Origin of the sequence: Paenibacillus sp. Marseille-P2973 (genome assembly GCF_018101095.1) — a bacterium.
Taxonomy (GTDB): Bacteria; Bacillota; Bacilli; order Paenibacillales; family Paenibacillaceae; genus Fontibacillus; species Fontibacillus vini.
In genome coordinates this window covers 391,745-416,191 of record NZ_JAGQEH010000003.1, presented here as the reverse complement: position 1 = coordinate 416,191, position 24,447 = coordinate 391,745, and the positions used below count along the sequence as shown (strand labels likewise).

At 50.6% G+C, this 24,447-nt stretch carries 23 protein-coding genes and 1 tRNA gene; 2 read left to right on the top strand and 22 right to left on the bottom strand.

The window, feature by feature from the left end; genetic code table 11:
- Nucleotides 1-3: 3 nt before the first annotated feature.
- The 14 genes from fliI to sucC all read right to left on the bottom strand — a co-directional run bounded on the left by fliI (nt 4) and on the right by sucC (nt 15,321).
- The gene (fliI, locus tag KB559_RS08845; protein WP_211021350.1) at nt 4-1,323 is read right to left on the bottom strand and encodes a flagellar protein export ATPase FliI; all 1,320 of its coding nucleotides are present in this window, start codon (nt 1,321-1,323) and stop codon (nt 4-6) included.
- A complete protein-coding gene (locus KB559_RS08840) occupies nt 1,310-2,164 on the bottom strand; it encodes a FliH/SctL family protein (protein WP_211021349.1) in 855 nt (284 codons plus the stop codon). Before KB559_RS08840 ends, fliI begins: the two co-directional genes overlap by 14 nt.
- Nucleotides 2,157-3,173 (bottom strand): flagellar motor switch protein FliG, encoded by a 1,017-nt coding sequence (fliG, locus tag KB559_RS08835; RefSeq protein ID WP_211021348.1) that lies wholly within the window; start codon nt 3,171-3,173, stop codon nt 2,157-2,159. Before fliG ends, KB559_RS08840 begins: the two co-directional genes overlap by 8 nt.
- A gap of 11 nt (nt 3,174-3,184) precedes the next feature.
- Nucleotides 3,185-4,771 carry a flagellar basal-body MS-ring/collar protein FliF gene (gene fliF / locus KB559_RS08830; RefSeq protein WP_211021347.1) on the bottom strand — a complete coding sequence of 529 codons (1,587 nt, stop codon included), beginning with the start codon at nt 4,769-4,771 and terminating at the stop codon, nt 3,185-3,187.
- 32 nt (nt 4,772-4,803) lie between these two features.
- Nucleotides 4,804-5,100, bottom strand: coding sequence for a flagellar hook-basal body complex protein FliE (gene fliE, locus KB559_RS08825; protein ID WP_211021521.1), 297 nt, complete (start codon nt 5,098-5,100; stop codon nt 4,804-4,806).
- 42 nt (nt 5,101-5,142) lie between these two features.
- Nucleotides 5,143-5,592: a flagellar basal body rod protein FlgC gene (gene flgC / locus KB559_RS08820; RefSeq protein WP_211021346.1), complete on the bottom strand. Its 450-nt coding sequence runs from the start codon at nt 5,590-5,592 to the stop codon at nt 5,143-5,145.
- A gap of 6 nt (nt 5,593-5,598) precedes the next feature.
- A complete protein-coding gene (gene flgB / locus KB559_RS08815; RefSeq protein WP_211021345.1) occupies nt 5,599-6,006 on the bottom strand; it encodes a flagellar basal body rod protein FlgB in 408 nt (135 codons plus the stop codon).
- A gap of 398 nt (nt 6,007-6,404) precedes the next feature.
- Complete coding sequence (hslU, locus tag KB559_RS08810; RefSeq protein ID WP_211021344.1) at nt 6,405-7,811, bottom strand: ATP-dependent protease ATPase subunit HslU; 1,407 nt, start codon at nt 7,809-7,811, stop codon at nt 6,405-6,407.
- Between the two features lie 17 nt (nt 7,812-7,828).
- On the bottom strand, nt 7,829-8,371 hold the full coding sequence (gene hslV, locus KB559_RS08805; protein WP_211021343.1) for an ATP-dependent protease subunit HslV: 543 nt from the start codon (nt 8,369-8,371) through the stop codon (nt 7,829-7,831).
- 69 nt (nt 8,372-8,440) lie between these two features.
- Nucleotides 8,441-9,760: a methylenetetrahydrofolate--tRNA-(uracil(54)-C(5))-methyltransferase (FADH(2)-oxidizing) TrmFO gene (trmFO, locus tag KB559_RS08800; protein WP_211021342.1), complete on the bottom strand. Its 1,320-nt coding sequence runs from the start codon at nt 9,758-9,760 to the stop codon at nt 8,441-8,443.
- A gap of 39 nt (nt 9,761-9,799) precedes the next feature.
- Nucleotides 9,800-11,902 carry a type I DNA topoisomerase gene (gene topA / locus KB559_RS08795; protein WP_211021341.1) on the bottom strand — a complete coding sequence of 701 codons (2,103 nt, stop codon included), beginning with the start codon at nt 11,900-11,902 and terminating at the stop codon, nt 9,800-9,802.
- A 117-nt stretch (nt 11,903-12,019) separates the two neighbouring features.
- On the bottom strand, nt 12,020-13,108 hold the full coding sequence (gene dprA / locus KB559_RS08790; protein WP_211021340.1) for a DNA-processing protein DprA: 1,089 nt from the start codon (nt 13,106-13,108) through the stop codon (nt 12,020-12,022).
- An 88-nt stretch (nt 13,109-13,196) separates the two neighbouring features.
- On the bottom strand, nt 13,197-14,126 hold the full coding sequence (sucD, locus tag KB559_RS08785) for a succinate--CoA ligase subunit alpha (RefSeq protein WP_211021339.1): 930 nt from the start codon (nt 14,124-14,126) through the stop codon (nt 13,197-13,199).
- A 34-nt stretch (nt 14,127-14,160) separates the two neighbouring features.
- Nucleotides 14,161-15,321, bottom strand: coding sequence for an ADP-forming succinate--CoA ligase subunit beta (gene sucC, locus KB559_RS08780; protein ID WP_211021338.1), 1,161 nt, complete (start codon nt 15,319-15,321; stop codon nt 14,161-14,163).
- 447 nt (nt 15,322-15,768) lie between these two features.
- On the opposite strand from sucC, the gene KB559_RS08775 reads away from it, so the two are divergent.
- Nucleotides 15,769-17,370, top strand: coding sequence for a YifB family Mg chelatase-like AAA ATPase (locus KB559_RS08775; protein WP_211021337.1), 1,602 nt, complete (start codon nt 15,769-15,771; stop codon nt 17,368-17,370).
- A gap of 200 nt (nt 17,371-17,570) precedes the next feature.
- On the opposite strand, the gene KB559_RS08770 is transcribed toward KB559_RS08775, so the two are convergent.
- From KB559_RS08770 to rplS, 7 genes are all read right to left on the bottom strand, one after another.
- Complete coding sequence (locus tag KB559_RS08770; RefSeq protein WP_211021336.1) at nt 17,571-18,035, bottom strand: YraN family protein; 465 nt, start codon at nt 18,033-18,035, stop codon at nt 17,571-17,573.
- Nucleotides 18,028-18,333, bottom strand: a complete 306-nt coding sequence (locus KB559_RS08765) for an EscU/YscU/HrcU family type III secretion system export apparatus switch protein (protein ID WP_211021335.1) — start codon at nt 18,331-18,333, stop codon at nt 18,028-18,030. The genes KB559_RS08770 and KB559_RS08765 overlap by 8 nt, the downstream gene beginning before the upstream one ends.
- Entirely contained in the window at nt 18,330-20,414 is a 2,085-nt protein-coding gene (locus tag KB559_RS08760) for a flagellar hook-length control protein FliK (RefSeq protein WP_211021334.1), read from the bottom strand. The genes KB559_RS08765 and KB559_RS08760 overlap by 4 nt, the downstream gene beginning before the upstream one ends.
- Before the next feature lie 243 nt (nt 20,415-20,657).
- Complete coding sequence (locus KB559_RS08755) at nt 20,658-21,275, bottom strand: ribonuclease HII (RefSeq protein WP_211021333.1); 618 nt, start codon at nt 21,273-21,275, stop codon at nt 20,658-20,660.
- Nucleotides 21,276-21,567: 292 nt separating this feature from the next.
- Nucleotides 21,568-22,431 carry a ribosome biogenesis GTPase YlqF gene (gene ylqF / locus KB559_RS08750; RefSeq protein ID WP_211021332.1) on the bottom strand — a complete coding sequence of 288 codons (864 nt, stop codon included), beginning with the start codon at nt 22,429-22,431 and terminating at the stop codon, nt 21,568-21,570.
- A 47-nt stretch (nt 22,432-22,478) separates the two neighbouring features.
- On the bottom strand, nt 22,479-23,102 hold the full coding sequence (lepB, locus tag KB559_RS08745; RefSeq protein ID WP_211021331.1) for a signal peptidase I: 624 nt from the start codon (nt 23,100-23,102) through the stop codon (nt 22,479-22,481).
- Between the two features lie 99 nt (nt 23,103-23,201).
- Nucleotides 23,202-23,546: a 50S ribosomal protein L19 gene (rplS, locus tag KB559_RS08740; protein WP_211021330.1), complete on the bottom strand. Its 345-nt coding sequence runs from the start codon at nt 23,544-23,546 to the stop codon at nt 23,202-23,204.
- Nucleotides 23,547-23,947: 401 nt separating this feature from the next.
- Here rplS and KB559_RS08735 point away from each other — a divergent pair.
- A tRNA-Pro gene (locus KB559_RS08735) sits at nt 23,948-24,024 on the top strand.
- Nucleotides 24,025-24,286: 262 nt separating this feature from the next.
- On the opposite strand, the gene KB559_RS25370 is transcribed toward KB559_RS08735, so the two are convergent.
- Nucleotides 24,287-24,409 carry a hypothetical protein gene (locus tag KB559_RS25370; protein ID WP_280520362.1) on the bottom strand — a complete coding sequence of 41 codons (123 nt, stop codon included), beginning with the start codon at nt 24,407-24,409 and terminating at the stop codon, nt 24,287-24,289.
- Between the last annotated feature and the right edge of the window lie 38 nt (nt 24,410-24,447).

Genomic DNA, 24,447 nt, shown 5'->3' with positions numbered 1-24,447 from the left:
CCGTCATCTCCTCGCAAATTCGGAAATTAATTGTGCCTGCGCTTCGGGCAGCGTAACCTTCTCGTTCACTTTCTGTCTGGAAAAACCCCATATACTTTGGATATAGCCGATCGCTTCATCTATTTCCGCATTTGAACCCTGCTGATAAGCTCCAATATTGATGAGATCCTCGGAATCCTTATACACTGCCAGCAGACGCTTCAGGTTCTCCGCGGCATCGTTTTGTTCATCCGACACGATGTCCTTCATCACCCGGCTGATGCTGGCGAGAATGTCGATGGCCGGGAAATGGCCTTTATTCGCAATGTTCCTGTTCAGCACAATATGGCCGTCCAATATTCCCCGCACCGCGTCGGCGATCGGTTCATTCATATCGTCCCCATCAACCAATACGGTGTAAAAAGCGGTTATCGAACCGGTTGGCCCGGTTCCCGCACGTTCCATCAATTTCGGAAGCGCCGCAAAAACGGAAGGGGTGTATCCCCGCATCGCCGGAGGCTCGCCGACTGCGAGACCGACTTCACGTAGCGCCATGGCGTAACGGGTGACCGAGTCCATCATGAGCATGACATTAAGCCCTCTGTCCCGGAAATACTCCGCAATGGAGGTAGCGATGAGCGCTCCCTTCATGCGGATCAACGCCGGCTGATCGGAGGTGGCCACGATAACAACGGAACGTTCCAATCCTTCGGGACCGAGATCGCGCTCAATGAAATCCAACACCTCGCGCCCCCGTTCCCCGACCAGAGCGATGACATTGACATCCGCCGCCGTATTACGGGCGATCATCCCCATAAGGGTACTCTTCCCGACGCCCGAACCGGCAAAAATACCGACCCGCTGTCCTTTCCCGATGGTCAGCAGTCCGTCGATCGCTCTGACGCCGATGCTGATCGGTTCCGCTACGCGAGGACGGTTTAGCGGGTTCATCGGTTTGTTAAATGTCGAGTAATGCCCCATCCTCGACGGCAATACCGATCCGTCGAGCGGCTGACCCAATCCGTCCAGCACCTTGCCGAGCAATTCAGAGCCGACCTGTACGGTAAGCGGTTTGCCGGTTCCCACGACATCGCAGCCCGGACCGATCGAGGTCAGTTCCCCGAGCGGCATCAGCAGCACTTTATTGTCGCGAAAGCCAACGACTTCCGCTTGCAGTGGCTGTGATGATTTGCTCGGATAAATGTAGCAGACGTCGCCGATGCTCGCATCCGGCCCCTCGGATTCCACCATTAACCCAATGACCTGGGTCACTTTCCCGTTAATCCGGACGGGGTCCAATTGCCGAAGATGGTCGATATAACGCCCTGAATTAATGTTCGTCATTCGGCAATCCCCGTTCCTCGGCCTGGCGCGAAATGCGCAACAGCTCTTTTTTGATCTCCGTCAGTTGCGTATCGATTCTGGCATCCACGCTTCCGAAGGAAGATCGTATTACGCAGCCTCGATCCTGTACGGTCGGATCCGGCAAGATTTGCAATTCGGCTTGAGAGTCGATGACCAGACTCAGTTCTTCCCTTGCGGCTTGCACGAAGGCAAACTGGGAAGGCGCCACGCATAATGTCAAAATCCCCTGCTCCCGCTTGCGGGACAAGCTCTGCTTGATCAAATCCACCGTATAATCCGGTTCGAGATCTAATTGCTTGTCGATAATTTTCTCGGCAATCGCGCAGCTCAGTTCCACCAGGAACGGTTCCGCTTCCTGAATGATCCGTTCTTTCTCTAAATAAGCTTGTTCGAGAACAGAGCTCGCTTCCGCCATCATTTCCTCTATTTTTGCCTGCAGCGTTTCCTCTGCCTGCAGCTTACCTTCTTCATAGCCTTCATTGAACGCTTCGGATTTCACGGCTTCCACCAGATGCTCATCCTGTTCCCTGCGCTCATTCCACCACGCTTCGATTTGCTCTCTGGCCTCGGCCAACATTTGCTCGGCCTGTTCCGAAGCGGCTCTGACCTGACTTTCGGCAAATTCTTTGGCATCGGTCAGCATCTGTTGTCTTGCTTCTTCGGCAGCCTCGTCATGAGTGGACCGGATATCCTCCTGAACCTCTCCCGAAGCCGCCTCATCTGATCGCTGTTCCTCATAAGTCTCATACGTTTTGGCTAAGTTTAGCTGTTTAAGGATGTCTACCGGCACGTATTGGGATACTTTGATCAAATTAGACAATAATGTCATCTCCTCCGCCGCGGGCGATTATAATCTCTCCGGCATCTTCCAGTCTGCGGATGGTAGCTACGATACGGGTCTGAGCTTCTTCAACATCACGCAGCCGAACAGGACCCATAAATTCCATTTCTTCCTTGAATGTATCGGACATCCGCTTAGACATGTTGCGGAATACCGCTTCGCGGACTTCTTCACTCGCAACCTTAAGCGCAAGCTGCAAATCCGCATTTTCGATGTCGCGGATGATCCGTTGAATGGAACGGTTGTCGATGTTGACGATATCCTCGAAGACAAACATCCGTTTCTTGATCTCTTCCGCAAGCTCCGGATCCTGAATTTCCAAGGAGTCCAGAATCGTACGCTCCGTCCCCCGGTCGACACCGTTCAGGATTTGTACGATGGCCTCGATACCGCCGGCGCTTGTATAATCCTGAGTTACCGTTGCGGACAACTTCTGTTCCAGTACACGTTCCACTTGGGATACGACTTCCGGCGAGGTGCTGTCCATCACGGCGATTCTTCTCGCCACTTCCGCCTGCTTCTCCTGAGGCAGCGAGGAAAGAATGACCGCTGCCTGCTCGAACTGGAGGTAAGATAAGACGAGAGCGATCGTCTGAGCATTTTCGTTCTGAATGAAGTTCAAGATTTGGTTCGGATCCGCTTTGCGTGCAAAATCGAATGGGCGAACCTGCAAGGTTGCAGTCAAACGGTTGATAATGTCGATCGCCTTGGATTGGCCCAACGCTTTCTCCAAAATTTCCTTCGCGTACGTAATGCCGCCTTGCGTGATATATTCCTGAGCAAGACAGATCTGGTGAAATTCCGCCATGATCATGTCCTTCTCGGTGCTGTCTACCTTGCGCACATTGGCGATCTCAAGCGTAAGCTGCTCGATTTCCTCTTCGCGCAAATGTTTGAATATTTGAGCAGAAACTTCCGGACCAAGCGTAATCAGCAATATTGCCGCTTTTTGCCTTCCGCTTAATCCCTGGGAATTTAATTTTGACAATGCGTTCACCTCTATTCGTCAGCCAGCCAGGTGCGAAGCAAGTTGACGAATTCGTCCGGCTTCTTCTTGGCCAGCGTCTCCAGCTGTTTGCGCACTTGGTTCTCGTTTGTGACAGTTTCCAAGTTAATGGAAGGAAACTCCGGCGTAAGCGGCATCGGGATTTCTTCTTCCACCTCTTCTTTTTTGCCTTTCCGGCGGATTAACAAGAATACGATACCCGCAATTGCCAGCAATGCCGCGGCTCCGACGCCCCATACCAGCGGGCTGGAAAGGCTCAAACCGGAAGCTTTAGTATCCGGATTATGAAAAGCTTGAGAGAAAACAGAAACTTTCTTCTCTAAATCAGCGTCTGTATAAGTAGTACCGGAATCTGCAAGATACGATCCGACAATGTTGGTCAAAATGTTCTCGATCGCCGTTTGAGTCGCCGGGTCTAAAGTTTGTTGTCCATCTGGTGGTTCAACTGCTACGTTAATGGTTAAATCTTTTATAACGTAAGGACTGGCCACAATATCCTTGGTAATTCGGTTGACCTCGTAATTGATGGTGGATGATGATTCCTCCGAAGACGAACCTCCGCTTTGCGTATCCGTTCCAGGATAGTTGGATACATCCGTTTCCCCGGTACCCGCTACGCCGCTATCAGGACTTCCTTCACCGGTATAGCTTTTCTGAATTTTTTGGGCACTGATCTCGATACCCTTCATATTCTCGGTATCAACGGGGGTTACCAAATTTTCCTTTTGGCTAATCTGGTCAAAGTTGAGTTTGGAAGTAACCAAGACCTCCACTTTGTCTTGTCCCATCAATTTAGCCAGGAACTGTCTGACGCTTTGTTTTACGTCGCTCTCGAACTTTTTCTGAAGAGCCATATTTTCTTGCACGGCCGTAGTCAGCGAGCCGATCTGACCGCCCTGCCCTGTAGGCAGCAGTACCGTGTCATCGCTGGAAGACAACGAAATGTTCTCAACCGGCAGATTCGGCACCGAAGTTTTGACGAGATTAAAATATCCATCAACCGCTTCCTGATTCGGACGATATCCCGGCTTGAATGTTACAACGACAGAAGCGGATGCTTTTTCTTGTTCATCAGGGCTGGCAAACACATTCTCTGTCGGTAAGTTAATCAATACCTTTGCGTCTTGAACCCCCTGCATCCTCTTCAAGAGCTGTTCGATCTCACCGTTCAACGCGCTTTTGTATTTCACTCCGAATTCATTGTCAGTCATCCCGATCAGAGACGAGCTTTCATTAAAAGCTTCCCAACCGATAGAACCGTTCTGGACGATTCCTTGCGAACCGACGTCCACTTTGACGCGGGATGCTTCTTTGCTGGGAACGGAAATGCTCGTTCCATCCACACCAAGCTTATAAGGAATTCCGCTCGATTCCAGGTGATTAATGATCCCTGCCGCATCCGTAGAGTCCAGACCCGTAAAGGCGACTTCATATTCCGTTTTGGAAAATTGGATCGTTAGAAGAATCACCGCTAACAGAATGATTGCTATCGTAGAAATAAGTAATGTTTTTTGTTTCTTGCTGAAATGGTTCCAGTACCCGGTCAATTTATCCCGATACTGGGCAATTCTTTCATTCACAACGTCACCTCATCCGAAGCATGCTAATTTTATTAAATTTGCGTACGCATTATCTCTTGATAAGCTTCTATCACTTTATTTCTTACTTGCGTAGTCAACTGCAAACTTAACATGGCTTGCTCCGAAGCGATCATTACTTGATCCGCGCTTACTTCACCAAGCAGAAATTTATTATTCATGGCTGCCACGTTCTTCTCTTGTGCAGCTACTCCGTCCAAAGCATTGCTCAAGTATGAGCTGAATTCCTTCATGGACTCCGCAGGGGTGGGAGCAACCGGTTTACTCGGTGCGACGACGCTGTCTACTGACTTTAAAGTATTAAAGTTCATTGCCTGAATCAAAGATCAACACTCCTAACTCCTTATGAATTTCTATTTCCCGATTTGAAGTGCTTTCGTCATCATAGCCTTCGTGGCATTCAATGCTGTGACGTTAGCTTCATACGAGCGGGAGGCGGAAATAACATCCACCATCTCTTTCAACGTGTCCACATTAGGCATATATACATATCCTTCGCTGTCCGCATCGGGATGCGTTGGGTTGTATACCGGTTTGAACGGGGCCGCATCTTCCTTGATCTGCGTGATTTTAACCCCTTGACTGGAGGTGGTGGTTCCCATCGCGGAATTCAGAGCCTGTCCAAATTCTGTCTTCATCGGGGACATGACCACCATTTTGCGGCGGTACGGAACCGCCTTGCCGTCCACTACTTGAGCTCTAGTGGTTTCTGCGTTGGCGATATTGGAGGAGATGACATCCATCCGTAGGCGTTGAGCCGTCAATGCCGAAGCGCTGATACTGAAACTATTGCTGATTTTCAAAATCGATTATCTCCCTTCCAATGCAGTGCGCTTCATTTTAATTTGGTAGTTGACCTGTTCTATGTAGGCATTGTAGCGAAGCTGGTTTTCCGCCAATTGCGTCATTTCGCTTTCAATATCTACATTGTTCTCATTGTTGTTCATAGCGGTTGACCGATCCGTCAGCACTGCCGGTTCCTTCAAGCGGGACGATAGACCTATGTCGAAATGTCTTGCGTTTGTGCGCCGTCCTTCCAAAGTCGGAGTCGAATCGTTTATCTGGTCTTGCAAAAGGCTTTCAAAAGATACGCTAGATCGTTTGAAATAAGGGGTGTCCACATTAGCGATATTATTGGCAAGAACCCCCTGCCTAAGATTGGCTGCCTGTATTGCTGATTCCAGCCGCTGGAATCCGATACCATTCAATAATTGCATTTAGCTGCCCCCCTAAAAAACAAATCCAAAAATCCAAAATCACTAGAAATACGTATTCAACGACTCCCTATACAATTCCTCTTTTTTCGACAATAATCTCATATTTCATGTCTTTCAAACGTCCTAATGTAGAATAAAAGTATAGAATGTCATATATCCTAAGTTTCATGGAGATTGGATTTTATTACAATAAGAAAAAAGCACTATCTTTGACGAAATTAGCGATATTTTTTGCACTTTTTGAAAATTTTTCAATTTTTTCGAGTTATCTCGACACAATTTCAAATTTTATAATTTCAATCGATTTAGTAGTAATAATGACAAAAGGCCGTAAAACCCAAATTACTTGGGTCTTACGGCCTTAAAAAAATCAAAGTGAACAGAATAACAGGTCCCGATTACAGAATATACTGGCTTAAATCTCTGTCCTTGGCAATGTCCCCAAGCTTCTCACGCACATATTCGGGGGTAATCGTCATTTTATCCAACGTTAGCTCCGGAGCTTCGAATGACAAATCCTCAAGTAGTTTTTCCAAAATCGTATGAAGCCTTCTCGCTCCGATGTTCTCCGTATTCGCATTAACGTTGGCCGCGATGGCTGCGATTTCCCGAATGGATTCGGGAGAGAATTCGATCTCAATCTCTTCCGTCCGCAGCAGCTCGATATATTGCTTGGTCAGGGCGTTTTTGGGCTCCGTCAAAATCGATACGAAATCCTCCAACGACAAACTGCCCAATTCCACCCGGATCGGGAAACGCCCCTGAAGCTCGGGGATAAGATCCGATGGTTTGGCGACATGAAAAGCGCCGGCGGCAATAAAGAGAATATAGTCCGTTTTGACCGGCCCGTATTTCGTCATTACCGTAGACCCTTCCACAATCGGCAATATGTCACGCTGCACCCCTTCACGGGATACATCCGGTCCGGAGCCTTGGCCTTTGCTTGCTACTTTGTCGATTTCATCAATGAAAATAATGCCGGACTGTTCGGCACGTTCCACCGCTTCCTGGGTAAGATCGTCCTGGTCGATCAGCTTGGAGGCTTCTTCCTGGGTCAACACTTTCCGTGCTTCCTTGATGGACAGCTTTCTTTTCTTCGTTCGACGTGGAAGCAGGCTTCCGAACATCTCCTGCATATTCATCCCCATTTGATCGTTTCCTTGCCCGGCAAACATATCCATCATTGTCGGAGAGTTATCTTCAACCTCGACCTCGACGATATCATTCTCCAGTTGCCCGGCCAATAGCTTGAATCGGACCTGACGGCGGCGTTCCGTCAAATTGCTGTCTTCTTCAGGGGTATCTTGCGTTGTTTTATTATCGTTCGAATTCTGGTTTCCGAACAGCATTTCGAACGGATTGCGGGTGTTCTTGGATTTGCTTTCCGATGGCACGAGAATTTGCACCAGCCGTTCATTCGCCAGTTCCTCCGCCTTATCCTTCACTTTCTCCGTCCGCTCCAGCTTGACGGTCCGAATAGCAATTTCGACGAGGTCCCGCACCATGGACTCCACGTCTCTCCCCACATACCCGACTTCCGTAAACTTCGTTGCCTCCACCTTAATAAAAGGGGCGCCTACAAGCTTGGCCAGACGACGGGCAATTTCTGTTTTACCCACACCGGTGGGTCCGATCATCAGAATGTTCTTCGGTACGATTTCGTCCTGGACATCTTCGCTGAGCAGGCTGCGGCGGTAGCGATTGCGGAGTGCCACTGCAACGGACTTCTTCGCCTGCTTCTGTCCCACGATATATTTATCCAGTTCGGCGACAATTTGTCTCGGCGTTAAATTCCCGTTTGACATAGGTTACGTCCCCCCGATCACAGTTCTTCGACAATAATGTTGCCGTTAGTATATACGCAAATCTCCGAAGCGACCTGGAGCGCTTCACGGGCTATATCCTTCGCTTCCAGCTGCGATGCATGGCGTTTGAGCGCCCGGGCAGCCGACAAGGCGAAGTTCCCCCCTGAGCCTATGGCCAGCACATCATCATCGGGCTCGATGATTTCTCCGCCGCCTGAGATCAGCAGCATGCCGGTCTTATCCATTACGATCAGGAGCGCCTCCAGCTTACGGAGCACGCGGTCCTGTCTCCACTCTTTAGCAAGCTCTACAGCGGCTCTCTGAAGATTTCCGTGATGCTCTTCCAGCTTGCCTTCGAATTTTTCAAACAACGTGATCGCATCCGCCACCGAGCCGGCAAAGCCAGCAAGTACTTGACCTCTATACAGCCGGCGGACCTTTTTCGCTGTCTGCTTCATGACGACGCTCTCGCCAAATGTAACCTGTCCATCTCCGGCGATCGCTCCCTTACCGTTCTGACGGACGGCGCAAATCGTGGTGGCATGAAAACTAGGAACCATGGATACCGCTTCCTTTCATTACGTTTTTACTCAAGATCTGCCTATACTAGGCTATGTTTCAACTTGGCTCTATAGCCCCTTACCGTCTATAAAAGAACGCAAACTGTCCAGCGCGCGATGAGCAAGCGCCTCGTTTTTCTCAGCCTTTTTGCGGTACCGCTTATCCAGTTTCGGGAACAAACCGAAGTTGGCGTTCATCGGCTGAAAATGTTGGAAATCGGCGGTCGTGATATAGCGCGCCATGCTGCCGAGTGTCGTATCTTCCGGGAAAACGATGCCTTCTTGTTCTCTAAACGCATTGGCGGCGTTGATCCCGGCGATCAAGCCGGAAGCAGCAGACTCCACATAACCTTCCACGCCCGTCATTTGACCGGCGAAAAAGAGGGTCGGACGCTGTTTCAATTGATACGTCGGCTCCATCAGCTTCGGCGAGTTGATAAAGGTATTGCGGTGCATAACCCCATAACGGACAAATTCAGCATTCTCCAGACCGGGAATCATGGAAAATACCCGTTTCTGTTCCCCCCACTTCAAATGGGTCTGGAAGCCCACCAGATTGTAAAGCGTTCCCGCCGCATTGTCCTGACGCAGTTGTACTACGGCGTGCGGCAATGTACCCGTGTGGGGATTTACAAGGCCAACCGGCTTCATCGGGCCGAATAGCGCCGTTTGCTTGCCCCGGCGCATCATGATTTCGATCGGCATGCAGCCTTCGAAATAGACTTCTTTTTCAAATTCCTTCAGTTGTGCAACCTCGGCTGTAATCAACGCTTCGTAAAAAGCGTCGAACTCCTGCTCCGTCATCGGGCAATTGAGATAAGCGGCTTCTCCTTTATCGTAACGCGAAGCCAGATACACCTTATCCATATCGATCGAGTCCTTCTCCACGATCGGAGCGGCCGCATCATAGAAATAAAAGTAGTCTTCCCCGGTCAGGCTGCGGATCTGCTCGGATAGTGCCGGTGAAGTTAGCGGACCCGTCGCGATAATCACGATGCCTTCCTGCGGGATTTCAGTAATCTCTTCATTCACAACCTCCACGAGCGGATGCTCATGGAGCGTTCTGGTAATCTCGCCGGAAAAGCCGTCCCGGTCGACGGCTAGAGCTCCCCCCGCTGGCACGGCATTACGGTCTGCCGATCCCAGAACGAGCGAGTTCAGCATCCGCATTTCTTCTTTTAATACGCCTACCGCGTTAGTGAGGCCGTTCGCACGCAGCGAATTGCTGCATACGAGCTCCGCAAATTTGTCAGTGTGATGCGCCGGCGTCTTCACCACCGGGCGCATTTCATATAAAGTCACGGGCACGCCCCGGCTCGCGAGCTGCCAGGCAGCTTCGCTGCCGGCAAGCCCTGCGCCGATGACGGTCACCCTATTTGTATCTGCCACGCTAAATCCCCCCAGATCATGCTGTTCTTTTTCTTATGCTTATTCTTCCGCCGCGTCATCGTCCTGCTCTTCAATTTGCTCCACGAAATCACAGGAGGTACATTGAAGCTTGCCCCCTTGCTTGTTCCGCTTCTCCACCACCAGCGAGCCGCATTTCGGGCATGGTTTCGGTGAAGGCTTATCCCAGGAAACAAAATCGCATTCCGGATATTTGTCGCAGCCGTAGAACACTCTGCCTTTCTTGCTGCGGCGTTCGACGACGTGACCTTCCTTGCATTTCGGACAAGTTACTCCGATATCCTTGATGATCGGCTTTGTGTTGCGGCAGTCGGGAAATCCCGAGCAGGCCAGAAACTTACCGAATCGGCCAAGCTTATACACGAGCGGCTTACCGCATTTCTCGCAGATTTCATCCGAAACCTCATCTTCGATCTCGACTTCTTTCATTTCTTCCTCGGCCACACGCAACCGTTTTTCGAACGATTCATAAAACTCGCCGAGCACCCGTACCCAATCTTCGGAGCCCTCTTCGACATGGTCAAGGTCTTCTTCCATATTGGCGGTAAACTCCACGTTGAGTATTTCGGGGAAAAACTGCTCCGTTTGCTCGATTAAGAGTTCGCCTAATTCAGTTGGCACAAACTTCTTTTCTTCAATTGCAACATACCCGCGCTTTTGTATCGTCTCCAAGGTCGGTGCGTACGTACTCGGACGCCCGATGCCGAGTTCCTCCAGCGTTTTGACCAGACGCGCCTCGGTATAGCGCGGCGGCGGTTGGGTAAAGTGTTGTTTCGGCTCGATTTCTTCTAATATGAGCTGTTCTCCTTTATGAAGAGGAGGCAGAAATTTATTATCATCCGTCGTGCCGTCGTCATTGCCTTCTACATAAACCTTCATGAACCCGGGAAAACGGACTTTCGAACCGACAGCTCGGAAAATGGCATCTCCTGCGGCAATATCAACCGACATCGTGTCCAAGACCGCAGATGCCATTTGGCTGGCCATAAAACGCTCCCAAATCAATTTATACAACCTGAACTGATCCCTACTCGTAAACGCTTTGACCGACTCTGGGTCGCGCAACGCAGAGGTAGGACGGATCGCTTCATGCGCATCCTGGGCGCTGGCTGCCTTTTTGGAATATTGACGCGGGGATTCAGGAGCATAATCATCGCCGAACTTACCCGTTATATATTCTTTGGCTTCTTCCTGGGCTGAAGAGGCAATCCGCGTCGAATCTGTACGCATATAGGTAATCAAACCGACCGTGCCTTCTTTGCCCAGATCGACGCCTTCATAAAGCTGTTGGGCGACCGACATCGTTTTGGCAGCGCGGAAATTCAGCTTGCGCGCGGCTTCCTGCTGCAGCGAACTGGTCGTAAAAGGAGCGGCAGGATGTCTTAAACGTTCCTTCTCCTTCACTTCGGTGACATTGAACGCAGACTCTCCAATCGATTTCAAAACATCTTGAACCTGCTGTTCATTCTTTAGCTCCAGCTTTTCGCCATTAAATTTGTGAAATTTTGCTTCGAACGAAGTATCGTCCGTTTTAAGTTTTGTCGTGATGCTCCAGTATTCTTCCGGCACAAATTCGGAAATTTCGTTCTCACGGTCCAACACGATCTTTAACGCAACGGATTGAACACGCCCGAACGACATGCCTTTCTTGATTTTCTTCCAGAGAAGCGGACTAACTTTGTAACCGACCAGGCGGTCCAAAATCCGTCGTGCCTGCTGGGCATTGACCAAATCCATGTTGATCTTGCGCGGGGTCTTAAAAGCATCCTTAACGGCCTGCTTCGTTATTTCATTGAACACGACTCGGCAGGTCTCCGTCTGGTCCACGTCCAGGACATGGGCCAAATGCCAGGCTATCGCTTCACCTTCGCGATCGGGGTCAGCCGCCAGATAGATTTTTTTGACTTTCTTACTGGCATCCTTCAATTCCTTTAAGACGGAACCTTTTCCTCTTATAGTTATATACTTTGGACTGAAGTCGTTCTCGACTTCAACCCCGATTTGGCTTTTGGGCAAATCACGCACATGACCCATTGAAGCTTTCACGATGTATTTGCTCCCTAAATATTTGCCAATCGTCTTCGCCTTGGCAGGCGACTCCACGATGACGAGTGAATCCGCCACAGGTTCATCCTCCTCTCAAACAGTCCGTTACTCTTATGCATCATTTAAAATCAGGGCTATCCTTTAGATAAAATAGTATATAGTCTTCGTTTCAAGCCACTCTCGGTTAGGAATGGACTATATAATCTTATAAACAGAACCGGGTAATTGAACTACCGCTTTTTTCATGATTAAAGATAACAGAACTGAATGTAAAAGTCCAAAATCCCACCCGGACTCGTTCATCAGCTCTTCAAAAGTGGAGTTCCCCTGCTCCAACATATGGTATATGCGCCGCTCGTCTATTGTCAACTCGTTTCTCGGCGGCTCCTGTGTGACTGAGGGCGAAGCGACTGAAAGCAGGTGCTCGTATTCTTCCAGAATATCACTCGGCTCCGTCACGATTTTGGCCCCTTGCTTGAGCAGTCCCAGCGTTCCTCGGCTTTTTGGCGAAGTCACGGGGCCTGGCACGGCAAAGACGTCGCGGCCTTCCTCGAGCGCCTGATCCGCCGTAATCAGCGAGCCGCTGCGCATATCCGCTTCCACTACTACCGTTCCCCGGGTCATTCCGGCAATGATGCGATTCCGCTGGGGGAACATGCCGGGGTGCCCCTTAGTGCCTATCGGATATTCGGATACAATTAATCCCTGCTCCACAATTCGCCTGTAGAGCGAGGCATGCTCACGGGGATAGATTTCATCGACGGCCGTCCCCAGAACCGCAATCGTAGCTCCCCCGGCTTGGAGCGCAGCCTCATGGCAAACGCCGTCTATGCCTCGTGCCAATCCGCTGACGATCGTGACTCCGCGAGAGCATAATGCTTCGGTTAGGATGATGCCGACTTTACGACCATAAGCTGTCGGCATGCGCGTCCCGATCATTGCAATGGAGAGGTCTGCCAGCAGTCTTTGGTTGCCGACCGTATACAGTACCCAAGGAGGTCTGCCCGTTTCCTTCATTAATATAGGATACGCTTCGTCAAAAACGGTGACCGGAACAACCCCCTTCCGTTCCATCAGTTCCATCCTCTCTTGAATCCAGGATGCCTTAAAATGCCCGGCCATCTTTAGAGCCAGTTCCGCCTCCAGTCCGCATTCCATCCAATCGCCCGGAGAAAATTGTAATGCATGTTCCCAATCCGTTCTGTTGGTTACAATGTCGGAAATCCGTTTCCACCCCAGTCCCGGGCTTTCATGCAGCCCGATCAAAATGCTGTGTTTATCCATTTTCATCCCCCATTCACAAAAAAAAGCAACCTTCCGCCCATAGGGATCAGAAGGTTGCTTACCTTTACCTTATTATAACAGATTTACCTTAGTGTGTCGTGCAGCTATTCAGGATGCCCCGTTCTTCAAGCACGCTGACGAGCGTAGAGCCCATTTCGGACGGAGTCGGAGCTACACGGATGCCGCACTCCTCCAGCTTCGAGATCTTTTCTTTCGCGGTACCTTTACCGCCGGAAATAATCGCGCCGGCATGACCCATCCGTTTGCCCGGAGGAGCCGTTACACCGCCGATAAATCCTACGACAGGTTTTTTCATGTTATCACGGATCCATTCGGCAGCTTCTTCTTCCGCTGTTCCGCCGATTTCACCGATCATGATGACTGCATGCGTTTGTTCGTCTTCATTAAACATCCGCAAAATATCAATGAATTCCGATCCCTTCACCGGATCGCCGCCGATACCGACCGCGGAGGACTGTCCGATACCGCGAGTCGTCAGTTGATGAACCGCCTCATAGGTGAGCGTTCCGCTGCGCGAAACAACGCCGACATGGCCGGGAAGATGAATGTACCCAGGCATAATACCGATCTTGCACTCGCCAGGCGTAATGACGCCCGGACAGTTTGGCCCGATCAGAATTGTATTTTTTCCTTCCATATAACGCTTCACCTTCACCATATCCAGCACCGGAATACCTTCCGTGATGCAAATAACCAGTTCCAGTTCAGCTTCAACCGCTTCAAGTATGGAATCCGCGGCAAACGCCGGCGGCACATAAATGACACTGGCGGTAGCGCCCGTAGCCGCTTTGGCTTCTCTTACCGTATTAAAGACGGGAAGACTAACGGTTTCCCCGTTTTCGAGCGCAATATCTACCGAGGTCCCGCCCTTGCCCGGAGAAGTTCCTCCTACCATTTGCGTCCCGTAATCCAGCGCCCCTTTGGCGTGGAACAAGGCGGTTTTCCCTGTAATTCCCTGGGTAATGACTTTTGTATTTTTATCGACCAAAATACTCATACTTCGAGCCTCCCATCATGGATAAGGTGTTTAGTTACGATACGAGTGCAACGATTTTTTGGGCCCCATCGGCCATGGAATCCGCAGAAACGATAGCCAGTCCCGATTCGGCGAGAATCTTCTTGCCGAGCTCGACATTGGTTCCTTCCAGACGAACCACCAATGGACGGTCCAGGCCGACCTGCTTGGCCGCTTCAACGACCCCGGAAGCGATAACATCGCATTTCATGATGCCGCCGAAGATGTTAATGAATATTCCTCTCACCTTCGAATCCGACAAAATAATCTTGAAGGCTTCCGTAACCTTCTCGGCCGTTGCACCGCCGCCCACATCCAGGAAGTTGGCCGGGTCGCCGCCGTAATATTTAATAATGTCCATCGTAGCCATAGCCAAGCCCGCACCATTGACCATGCAGCCAATATTGCCGTCAAGGGCGATATAGCTAAGATCGAACTTGGATGCTTCGATTTCCTTCTCGTCTTCTTCCTCCAGATCGCGCAGAGCCAAAATATCCTTATGGCGGAACAACGCATTGGAATCGAAATTAAGCTTGGCGTCCAGCGCCATCACGTCGCCGTCTCCGGTAACTACGAGCGGATTGATCTCGGCGATGGAGCAATCCTTATCGACAAACGCTTCATACAAGGCAAGCATGAATCCTGCAGCCTTGTTCACCAGCTCTTTAGGAATGTTGATGGCAAAAGCCAGTCTCCGAGCCTGGTAAGGCTGGAGCCCTAGTGCCGGGTCAACGATTTCTTTGAATATTTTTTCAGGCGTATTCGCCGCTACTTCTTCAATTTCCGTTCCGCCTTCTTCCGAAGCCATCATAACGACGCTTCCCGTGCCCCGGTCGACCACGACGCCGACGTAATATTCCTTCTTAATGTCGCAGCCTTGTTCAATGAGCAGGCGTTTTACCTCTTTGCCCTCCGGCCCCGTCTGGTGCGTGACCAGTACTTTGCCAAGAATCTCCTGTGCATAGTTCCTTACTTCATCCAAATTTTTAGCAACTTTCACGCCGCCGGCTTTACCCCGGCCCCCTGCGTGAATCTGCGCCTTTACAACCACTACCGGGCTGCCTAGCGCCTCCGCCGCTTCTACGGCCTCATCAACCGTAAATGCCACCCGTCCTTCGGGAACAGCGACACCATACTGCTTCAGAACTTCTTTTCCTTGATATTCATGGATATTCATGCTTGGAATCCTCCTATCAACAGGCGGTATTAGAGGTATAGCTAAATGATTAAACCTAAATAATTGTACCATGTTTTTAAAACGCTTTCCTTAAAAAGTTCATGATTTATACACAACTTTTTTATATCGTTTTCATCTCATTTCGAGATCAATCACAAACCTGTAAGGGATTATTGTGTGAATTCTATCGAAAAAGTAATATCAAATTGCGATCATTATCGATAAAATTCATCTTTTTTCACCATGATGTCTTCTTGGAAAAATGTGAACTTAGCACTTGCATTCTTGAAATCTTGAAAATCCGAATATAGAGCTATTGACTTTTTCAGGATAAAATTCTAATATACGGACCAAGAGTATATCGGAAAATATGGAAGCACCTTTTTTCCACTTGGACGGCCGCGCGCATTGAACGGCCGATACAAACGGGAGAGAGGTGCTTTTATTATGTATGGCAAACTGTACAGCGCTTGTTTATATGGCATTGACGGAGTAATGATCGAAGTGGAGGTTGACCTGTCGAGCGGTATCCCCCAGACTCATGTCGTCGGTCTTCCGGATTCCGCGGTCCGTGAAGCCGTAGACCGCGTCCGGGCTGCGATCAAAAATTGCGGGTATACCTTCCCGCTCCAACGGGTCACTATTAATCTTGCTCCGGCCGACCTCAGGAAAGAGGGAACTGCTTTCGATCTGGCGATTGCACTAGGACTGTTGATCTCCAGCGGACAGGTCGCCCTGCCTGAAAACGAGCGTATCTTAATTATCGGCGAACTATCGCTTGAAGGGGCGCTCAGACCCGTTCCCGGCGTTCTGCCCATGGTTGATTTGGCCAGGCGTCACGGCTTTCATTCCGTTCTCGTTCCGGAGGGCAATGTTCCGGAAGCGTTACTGCTGGACGGAATCACCGTATACGGACTTAGTCATTTAAACCAGCTGTCTCCCGAAGGAATGGGATCGCGAGGATCCCGGGGCACGGAGGATTCGCTGGTACTTGAATCGCTGGCCCATTTGCAGCGGAGCCCGCTTCCTCCTTCCTCAGAGCCCTCAACTAACGCTCATGGCTTATCCAAACCACCGGAAAATTACAGCGATGTGTTGGGGCAGCGGCACATTAAACGTGCGCTTACCATAGCGGCGGCAGGAATGCACAACATCATGCTTATCGGTCCTCCGGGTACCGGAAAAACCATGCTGATCCGCAGGCTGCCAACCATTCTTCCTCCGCTGACCTCCGACGAATCCCTGGAGGTCACCAAAATTTACAGCTCCGCGAGCATATTCAATCCATCGGAAACCGGTTTGATCACGGAACGGCCGTTTCGCGCTCCGCATCATACTATTTCTGGCGGAGGTATGGTCGGGGGCGGCAGCATTCCCAAACCTGGAGAAGTTAGCCTGGCCCACCGCGGCGTATTGTTTCTGGACGAGCTCCCCGAGTTTTCGCGCCAAGTGTTAGAAATGCTGCGCCAACCGCTGGAGGAACACCGGGTAACGATTAGCCGTTCCAGGGCTTCGTTTACTTTTCCGGCCCGTTTTTTGCTGGCAACTTCGTTAAATCCTTGTCCGTGCGGTTTTTCTGGAGCTGAGCCCCCACAGCCGGTGTGCACCTGTAACCCCTATCGCATCGCCCAGTATCGGGAAAAACTCTCCGGACCGCTGCTTGACCGGATTGATATGCATGTGGAGGTGCCGCGGCCAACCAACTGGCAAAACGACACTTCCCCGCTATCTTCTGAAGAAATGCGGTTCGAGGTGGAGAAAGCCGAGCAAATCCAGCTCCACAGATACCGCAACCAAGGAATTTCCCGCAACAGCGAGCTGTCCGGCAGCGCTCTGCGGCGGTATGCCAAACTACATCCGGATGCCGGAATGTTGTTAAAATCCTCATTCGACGTACTTGGCCTAAGTATGCGGGCCCATGACCGCATTTTAAAATTATCCCGGACCATCGCCGACCTGGACGGCTGCCCCGAGATTTTGGCCGGTCATGTAGCTGAGGCAATCCAGTACAGACATCTGGACAAGCGAAGTCACGATACGATGTTTTAATGGCTCTCTTTATATGACTGAAAAACCCGCCAATGCTTGATGAATTGGGCGGGTTCTTTAGGTTTCAGTTATGGAATCGTCCTCTTATGTAGATTTATTGGTTTTGCCGGACCTATTCCCCTTTGTCCACTTTTAGGCGGACATTTTCAGATTTTGTCCTTCTGGAATGGACAAATCCCTGAACCGCTCACAAATTAATCTTAAAATGCGGCGATTACATGATTCAAAGACTCCGCTTCTCCATCGGGCTTTAGCACTATACCGATCATGTCAAAGCGAATAGGGGCATTGCTCTTTGAGTTATGGTGCAAATAAACAGCCGCCGTATCTCGAACTTGTTTGATTTTGCGCGGAGTAACCGATTCGGCAGGCGTACCGAAGCCGTTGGAACGACTGCTTCTGCTGCGCACCTCCACAATAACAAGAATATCACCCTGCCATGCAATGAGATCCAGTTCGCCGGTACGGCATCTCCAATTCCTTTCTTGAATGATGTAGCCTAATCCCGTCAGGTAATCGGCCGCAAGCTGTTCAGCGCGCTGCCCGAGAGCTTTTCGACGATCTGCGGGACGTTTCGTAAATTCGCCTGTATTACCTGCACCAGATAAATTTGCTTTATGGGGATTATGGGGATTATGGGGATTATGGGCTTTACGCTCACTCACGCTTCATCCCTCTTTCCGCAAGTTTATCGGAACGGTATATAAAGCTTAATATCTCGGCAACCAGGGTATATAGCTCCGGAGGAATCTGGCGGTCCAGATCCAATTTCGAAAGGACTTCGACAAGTGCGGCGTCTTCTTGGACCGGTATTGCATTTTCATGTGCCAATTCCAGAATTCTCTCCGCCAAAAGCCCGCTCCCTTTGGCAGTCACCACCGGCGCTTCATTTTGCATAGGATCATATTTTAGGGCTACCGCCTTTTTGTAACTGACAGATACTTCATTCTCTTTCTTGCTCATACCCGGTAATCCACCCCTTTATAGGGGCTTGGCGCATAGGACTGCGATTGCCCCAGCTCCTGGCCCATACTCTCCCCTGCTTCCGCGGGAATCAACGGCTCGGCTTTCAGGGATAACAGCCGGTATCCGGCAGACTCCAAGGCGCTTTCAATTTCCGGCTGTCTGGATTCCAAGAACACGCCCGTAGCTTCTTGCTCGCTGAAAATTTTCAACAGAACTTTTTTATCCGCAACTTGCACGTCGACCATGATCTGACCTAACGCTTTCATTTGCAGGTCAAACCAGAGGCGGCAGTTGGAGGCGTCCAATTCGCCTTTGCGACCGCGCCGGGACTCGATATGGACCGACGCGGTCTGCTCCCCGTCCGGACCGATAAACGGCAGGAACATCGTGACTTGCGCGAATGGCGTGGTCCGGTCCGTAGTCAACAGCAGCTGCTGGCCCGTCAGCTGCTGAACGATCTGCCGGGCCGCCTCTTGGAGCGGCGCTGGCAGGTCATCCGCTGCGGCAACCTGCAGCAGCAGGCTTTTTAGCGTGTCGCGGGCGGAATTGCTTGCCGCGGCACCGGTTTCCGGCGCTGGGGCATCCGCCAGCGCCGCTGAAGACAAGGCTGCCTGCGCAGCGGCCTTGCCCCCTGCGACGGCGGGCCCCGCCGGCTGGCCGCCGTGTCCGCCTGGCGCTGCTGCGCCCGCAGCTTCGCCGCGTGGCGGCGCCTGCGTCACCGGCGCGGCTTCCGCAGCGACGCCGCCCGGCAATGCGCCGCCCGCCGCGGGCACGGGCGCGGCTGTGCCGGGCGCCTGCGCATGCTGCGCTGCCTGCGGCGCGCCCCCGCCGCTGGCGGCGGCCTGCTGCGCCATGCCTGCGGCAGGCGCAGGTTGCGCGGGTTCGCCGGAGGCGCCCGCGCGCAGCACTTGCTGCTCGTGCTCCGCACCGAGCAGCTTCAGCACGCGCCCCACCCACGGCTCAGCCGTGAGGGCGGGGCGTGCCTGTAGCGAAGGCCCTGCGGGCCCTTCGCCCGGCAATGCGGCTGCCGCCGGCTCAGCCGCGGCAGCTGCACCCTTCGCCAGCGCCTCCCGGCCGCTGGCGGCAAGCTGCCCGGCCGTTCCCGCACCGGCCGGCGCCGGCTCCCCATTTGCCGTGCCTTCCAGCAGCACAGCCCCCTTCAGCTCGGCAAGCACTTTTTGCAGCTTTATAAGCAATTGATCGCTCATCGACCCCGTTTGCTGAATTGCCGCTTGTCCAGCACCAGCCTGAGAAGTTGCCGTCGCATTTGCACCCGCCCCCGGTGATGGCACACCTTCCTGAATATCACTTAAGGAGGAGAGAGGCGCTCCTGCACCTGCTTTATTTAACATTGCCGATCTTTCGGCGCCTCCCAAAGCGACAGCCGCCCCTCCAGAAATCCCGGTTCCGCTTTGTCCAGCTGCATTCTCGCCATTCTGTGCCTTTCCTGCGGTAAGTCCGGAATTTTCCGGCCCCTCCTGAATCTGAAGCCAGCTTCCCAATTGCTCCTCCAAAGCAGACACCAAACTATGCAACGGCGGACCAAATACCGCCTGATGTAATCCCTTAACGGTTTCACCCGTAAGCGGCAATCCCCGGTTCATTGCAATTCCTATCGCGTGGAACCATTCAGACGTAGGCAACAAAGCCGGCTTCTGGGCATTTAAACTCAATAGCTGCTTAACATTCTCTTTGGTCAGAGGGATTCCGTTATTCTGCATCAATTGGAGCATTTCCCGGTTTCCGGGAGTATCGTCCATTCCCAAAGCTTCCAAAGCGCTTGCTAACGAAGCCGCAGATAAAGTTCCCGATGCCGGTAACTGAACCGGCTTAAGCTTCATTAGGCCGTCCTCGTTCTGAGGCTGAACCTGCAGCAAAGTCGTTTGGCCCTCTTGCAGCGGCGTTTCGAGAGCCGCATGCAGTTTGACGCCTTGAACTTGTATCACTGCCTCCTGACCGTCCTCCGATACGCTCAATACCGTGCCCCTGACCACCTGGCCCGGCTTCAATTCCAGCGTCTTCGGCGTCCCGGGTTTGGCATCTCCCAACACACTGCGTAGCAATGGTCCGATATTCATAATTTCTCTCCCATCCGCCCTTGATTCATATGGAAAACCCGCCTTGCTAGGCGGGTATTTTTAAAGAGGTTGTTCAAAAAGTCATCTTTCCACGACGAAGAAGATCATGAAGCGGATTCGACGTCGAATCTTGAATTCAGCCGGGCCTTCCGTTGCTCACGTACCTCATGTACGCTCCGCTACTCAGTCCCTATCTTCATCCAACCTACTCGGTCATGAAAACCTGACTTTTTAAACTCGCACTTAAAATAGAGTTTGTTCCTCTACAAACAAATTGCGCATAAAGCTTTTACGATGCATGGGGGTTGGCCCTAACGCCTGGATTTGCTCGCGGTGCAGCTTCGTGGCATATCCTTTATGTATCCCAATCCCGTACTCCGGATAACGTGCATCCCATTCTCCCTGGCAAAGCCGATCCCGCGTAACTTTAGCGACAATCGAAGCAGCCGCGATGGACTGACTCGTAGCGTCTCCCTTGATCACCGAAAGCTGCGGAATTTGCGTATCCACCTTTTCCGCATCAATCAGCAGATAATCCGGCACAACGGGCAACTGCTCCACCGCCTGCTTCATAGCGAGACGCGTAGCCTGTTTGATGTTAATTCGATCTATTGTATCCGCATCGGAAAAGCCTATGCCCACCGCAATCGCGTGTTCCATTATAATGTCATATAAATGATCGCGCTTCTTTGCACTCAGTTTCTTGGAGTCATTTACATCCTCGAGTATTAATCCTTGCGGCAAAATAACGGCAGCAGCCACTACATCGCCAAACAGGCATCCTCGTCCCACTTCATCAATGCCCGCAATATGGGGATAGGACTGCCAGTACTCTTTTTCGTACATTAACAAATCACTCATAGTTCCTCCTTCAAATCCCGAACCTAAGTACAAGCTTACTTATCTTGGTCGTTTTTATCAAGTTCATCCGGGCCGCCAACCATCTGGTTTTGGTAATGATTTGGAAGCTATCTGAGATGATACATTACTATATATTATTAATATCGGTAAGCAGCCCCCATTTTGAGAGAAGCAAGCTGCAGAAATATCCATTTTCAGCGTAAAAAAGGCGTAAAACCCATATGGATTTTACGCCTGCTCGTTTTGAATCACTTGTCGTTCTTCCCATCAATTGGAAGACATGTCGTTCAAATCAATAAGGTGCTTCCAAAGTGTATCTGCCCAGTTTCCCGGCCCGAAGCTCGCGGAGCAGAATTCCCGAAGCTTTCTCGAGATCTACGCGTCCGCCACTGACGATACAGCCCCGCTTGCGTCCAATCGCCTCCATAACAGCTACGATCTCATCCGGATTCTCAAAATCCTGAGGCTGATCCTTCAAATCGAACCGTTCCTTGAACGGCTCCCAGTAATATTTCACCAAATATTTAACGCCAAAAAAGGCGATGTCTTCTACATTCAAAATTTCCTCGCGGATCGCGCCCGTAAGCGCCAGCCGGTAACCGACATTCTGATCTTCAAACTTCGGCCACAGAATTCCTGGAGTATCCAGCAGTTCCATCTCTGTTCCCACTTTAATCCACTGTTGACCTTTGGTTACACCGGGACGGTCGCCTGTAGCGGCTATGTTGCGTCCGGCCAAGCGGTTGATCAGCGTAGACTTTCCGACATTTGGAATCCCGACAATTAATGCACGAACCGCTCGGGGATTAATCCCTTTCGCCAGTTGTCTCTCTATCTTTTCCTTCATGAGTTCCTTGGCCATTTGCGGGATTTCCTTAATCCCTTGCCCACTTGATGCATCTGCTTGGATGGCCACATGACCTTCTTGCTTAAAATAATCAATCCACTGTCTTGTTACCGAAGGATCGGCAAGATCCGATTTATTCAGTACGATCAAGCGGGGTTTTCCTTGCAAAATTTCATCGATCATCGGATTTCTGCTGGATAAAGGAAGTCGTGCATCCACCAGCTCAATTACCACGTCAATCAGCTTCAGCTTTTCCTGAATCTGACGCCGCGCCTTGGTCATATGTCCGGGAAACCATTGAATTGTCATGCTCTTTCACCTCTAGCTCCCGATTAGGCACCCCAACCGGATGTCTTTTAATGTTTTATAAACTCAATATCTTTCAGAGGCCAAAAGACGAGATCGGCACGCCCAATGATATCTCCGTAAGGCACATATCCGATTCTTCGGCTGTCCGTACTATTGGAACGATTGTCCCCGAGTACGAAAACATATCCTTCCGGCACAGTACCTTCCGGCACTTGTTCATTCGGAAAATTGGCTTCAATATTGTATAGTTCATTATTGTTATGTTTCTCATTCAGTACGTCTTGAATATATGTCTCTTGAATCACTTGACCGTTGACTGTAACCGTATCCCCTTCAACTTTAACCTCATCTCCGGGAACCCCGATCACCCGCTTGATAAAATCACGTCCTTCGGAAGGCACATGGAATACGACGACTTCCCCATGCTTCGGACCACGAATATCATAGATAATCTTGTTCACGATAATTCTTTCTCCGGTATGGAAATTCGGCTGCATCGATGGACCGTCAACGATAAACGGTGCAAAGAAAAGCCAGCGAATCAGGAGGACCAGTACGACGGCGATGACAATAGCTTTCAACCACTCAAGCGCCTCGCTCTTTTCTTTCTTGGGCGGGTCCTGCGGGGAGTCCGACGGGACCGATTGCTCGGATTGAACTTGATGCTCCATGGATCCTGACCTCTCTTTGTTAAGGAATATGTAACGTATCACTGTTTTTAAAAATAGTAAAGGGGCTTGTTCAACCAAGCCCCCCTGATCGTTAATGAATTAACGACGAACTTCTTTAATTCTCGCTGCTTTACCGCGAAGTTCACGAAGATAGTACAGCTTCGCACGACGCACTTTACCACGGCGAGCCACTTCGATTTTATCGAGTTTCGGGGAATGAAGCGGGAAAGTTCTTTCCACACCTACACCATTCGAAATTTTACGAACTGTAAAAGTTTCGCTGATTCCTCCGCCGCGACGCTTAATAACAACACCTTCAAACAACTGGATACGTTCACGAGTTCCCTCGATAACCTTTACGAACACTTTTAAAGTGTCACCAGGACGAAAGCTCGGAAGATCTTTGCGAAGTTGTTCTTGCGTAATCGCTTGAACGATATTCATCTATGACTCCCTCCTTCCACTCAGGTGTTCATGCCTCTTCCGGAAAAACCTCATGTTTTCCTTCATCATCCGCAGCGGACCACCGAATTCACAACAAAAGAAATCTTATCACATTTTTCAAAGCATAGCAAGGTATTTATGCGCTTCAGAGCAGGGGGATACTCCGGTTTGCGCTTATGATCAAATCTTCTTCCTTCATATAATATAACCTGGATTACCTAATTATTAAGCATCGAAGTAAAAAACGCGGTAATTTTTTGTTTTTATAGAATACAAGAGGTATCAGCTGCTTCTCAATATTGCAAGGTGCGTACCCATTTGGGATAATTCAGGTATCGCGATCGACGCAAATGACCGGCGCAAGTGCAACTTCGATATTACGCGTTATCGCGTACCTGGATCGGGGTATGGCGCAGTCAGGTAGCGCGCACCCTTGGGGTGGGTGAGGCCGTGGGTTCGAATCCCGCTACTCCGACCATACTTATTACCGCTCTCTCCCAATTTTATGGGAAGGAAGTGGTTTTTTTGTTTTTCGCCCATTAAAAAAGATGACTTCTGATACATCCAGAAATCATCTTATCGCTTAAACCATGGATTGAAAGTAAATTCAGAATTGAACATATAGCCTGGAGCCGGTTATTACTCGTAAGGTAATACCTCGCTTAACAATTCCTGCTCCGTTTCAAGTGGATCAATTAAAAATCCCATCATGATGATAACCTCCTTTTTGAGAGAGCGCGCTAGTGACGGCCAGCATAAAACTCTAAAATATCATCAACCGTCAGCATACGTTCCTCGTCCCGCTGTATATCTTCTTGCTGATGCTGAACTTGCATCTCTGATGTCTCTTGTTGTTGTTCCATATTCATTCTTACCTCCTGCACGAATCAACAAATCACTG

Excerpts from the sequence above, each read along its gene's own strand:
- fliI (WP_211021350.1), bottom strand. The coding sequence starts at position 1,323 with ATGACGAACATTAATTCAGGGCGTTATATCGACCATCTTCGGCAATTG.
- fliE (WP_211021521.1), bottom strand. The coding sequence starts at position 5,100 with ATGAACTTTAATACTTTAAAGTCAGTAGACAGCGTCGTCGCACCGAGT.
- flgB (WP_211021345.1), bottom strand. The coding sequence starts at position 6,006 with ATGCAATTATTGAATGGTATCGGATTCCAGCGGCTGGAATCAGCAATA.
- hslU (WP_211021344.1), bottom strand. The coding sequence starts at position 7,811 with ATGTCAAACGGGAATTTAACGCCGAGACAAATTGTCGCCGAACTGGAT.
- hslV (WP_211021343.1), bottom strand. The coding sequence starts at position 8,371 with ATGGTTCCTAGTTTTCATGCCACCACGATTTGCGCCGTCCGTCAGAAC.
- dprA (WP_211021340.1), bottom strand. The coding sequence starts at position 13,108 with ATGGATAAACACAGCATTTTGATCGGGCTGCATGAAAGCCCGGGACTG.
- sucD (WP_211021339.1), bottom strand. The coding sequence starts at position 14,126 with ATGAGTATTTTGGTCGATAAAAATACAAAAGTCATTACCCAGGGAATT.
- sucC (WP_211021338.1), bottom strand. The coding sequence starts at position 15,321 with ATGAATATCCATGAATATCAAGGAAAAGAAGTTCTGAAGCAGTATGGT.
- KB559_RS08775 (WP_211021337.1), top strand. The coding sequence starts at position 15,769 with ATGTATGGCAAACTGTACAGCGCTTGTTTATATGGCATTGACGGAGTA.
- KB559_RS08765 (WP_211021335.1), bottom strand. The coding sequence starts at position 18,333 with ATGAGCAAGAAAGAGAATGAAGTATCTGTCAGTTACAAAAAGGCGGTA.
- KB559_RS08760 (WP_211021334.1), bottom strand. The coding sequence starts at position 20,414 with ATGAATATCGGACCATTGCTACGCAGTGTGTTGGGAGATGCCAAACCC.
- KB559_RS08755 (WP_211021333.1), bottom strand. The coding sequence starts at position 21,275 with ATGAGTGATTTGTTAATGTACGAAAAAGAGTACTGGCAGTCCTATCCC.
- ylqF (WP_211021332.1), bottom strand. The coding sequence starts at position 22,431 with ATGACAATTCAATGGTTTCCCGGACATATGACCAAGGCGCGGCGTCAG.
- lepB (WP_211021331.1), bottom strand. The coding sequence starts at position 23,102 with ATGGAGCATCAAGTTCAATCCGAGCAATCGGTCCCGTCGGACTCCCCG.
- rplS (WP_211021330.1), bottom strand. The coding sequence starts at position 23,546 with ATGAATATCGTTCAAGCGATTACGCAAGAACAACTTCGCAAAGATCTT.
- KB559_RS25370 (WP_280520362.1), bottom strand. The coding sequence starts at position 24,409 with ATGGAACAACAACAAGAGACATCAGAGATGCAAGTTCAGCATCAGCAA.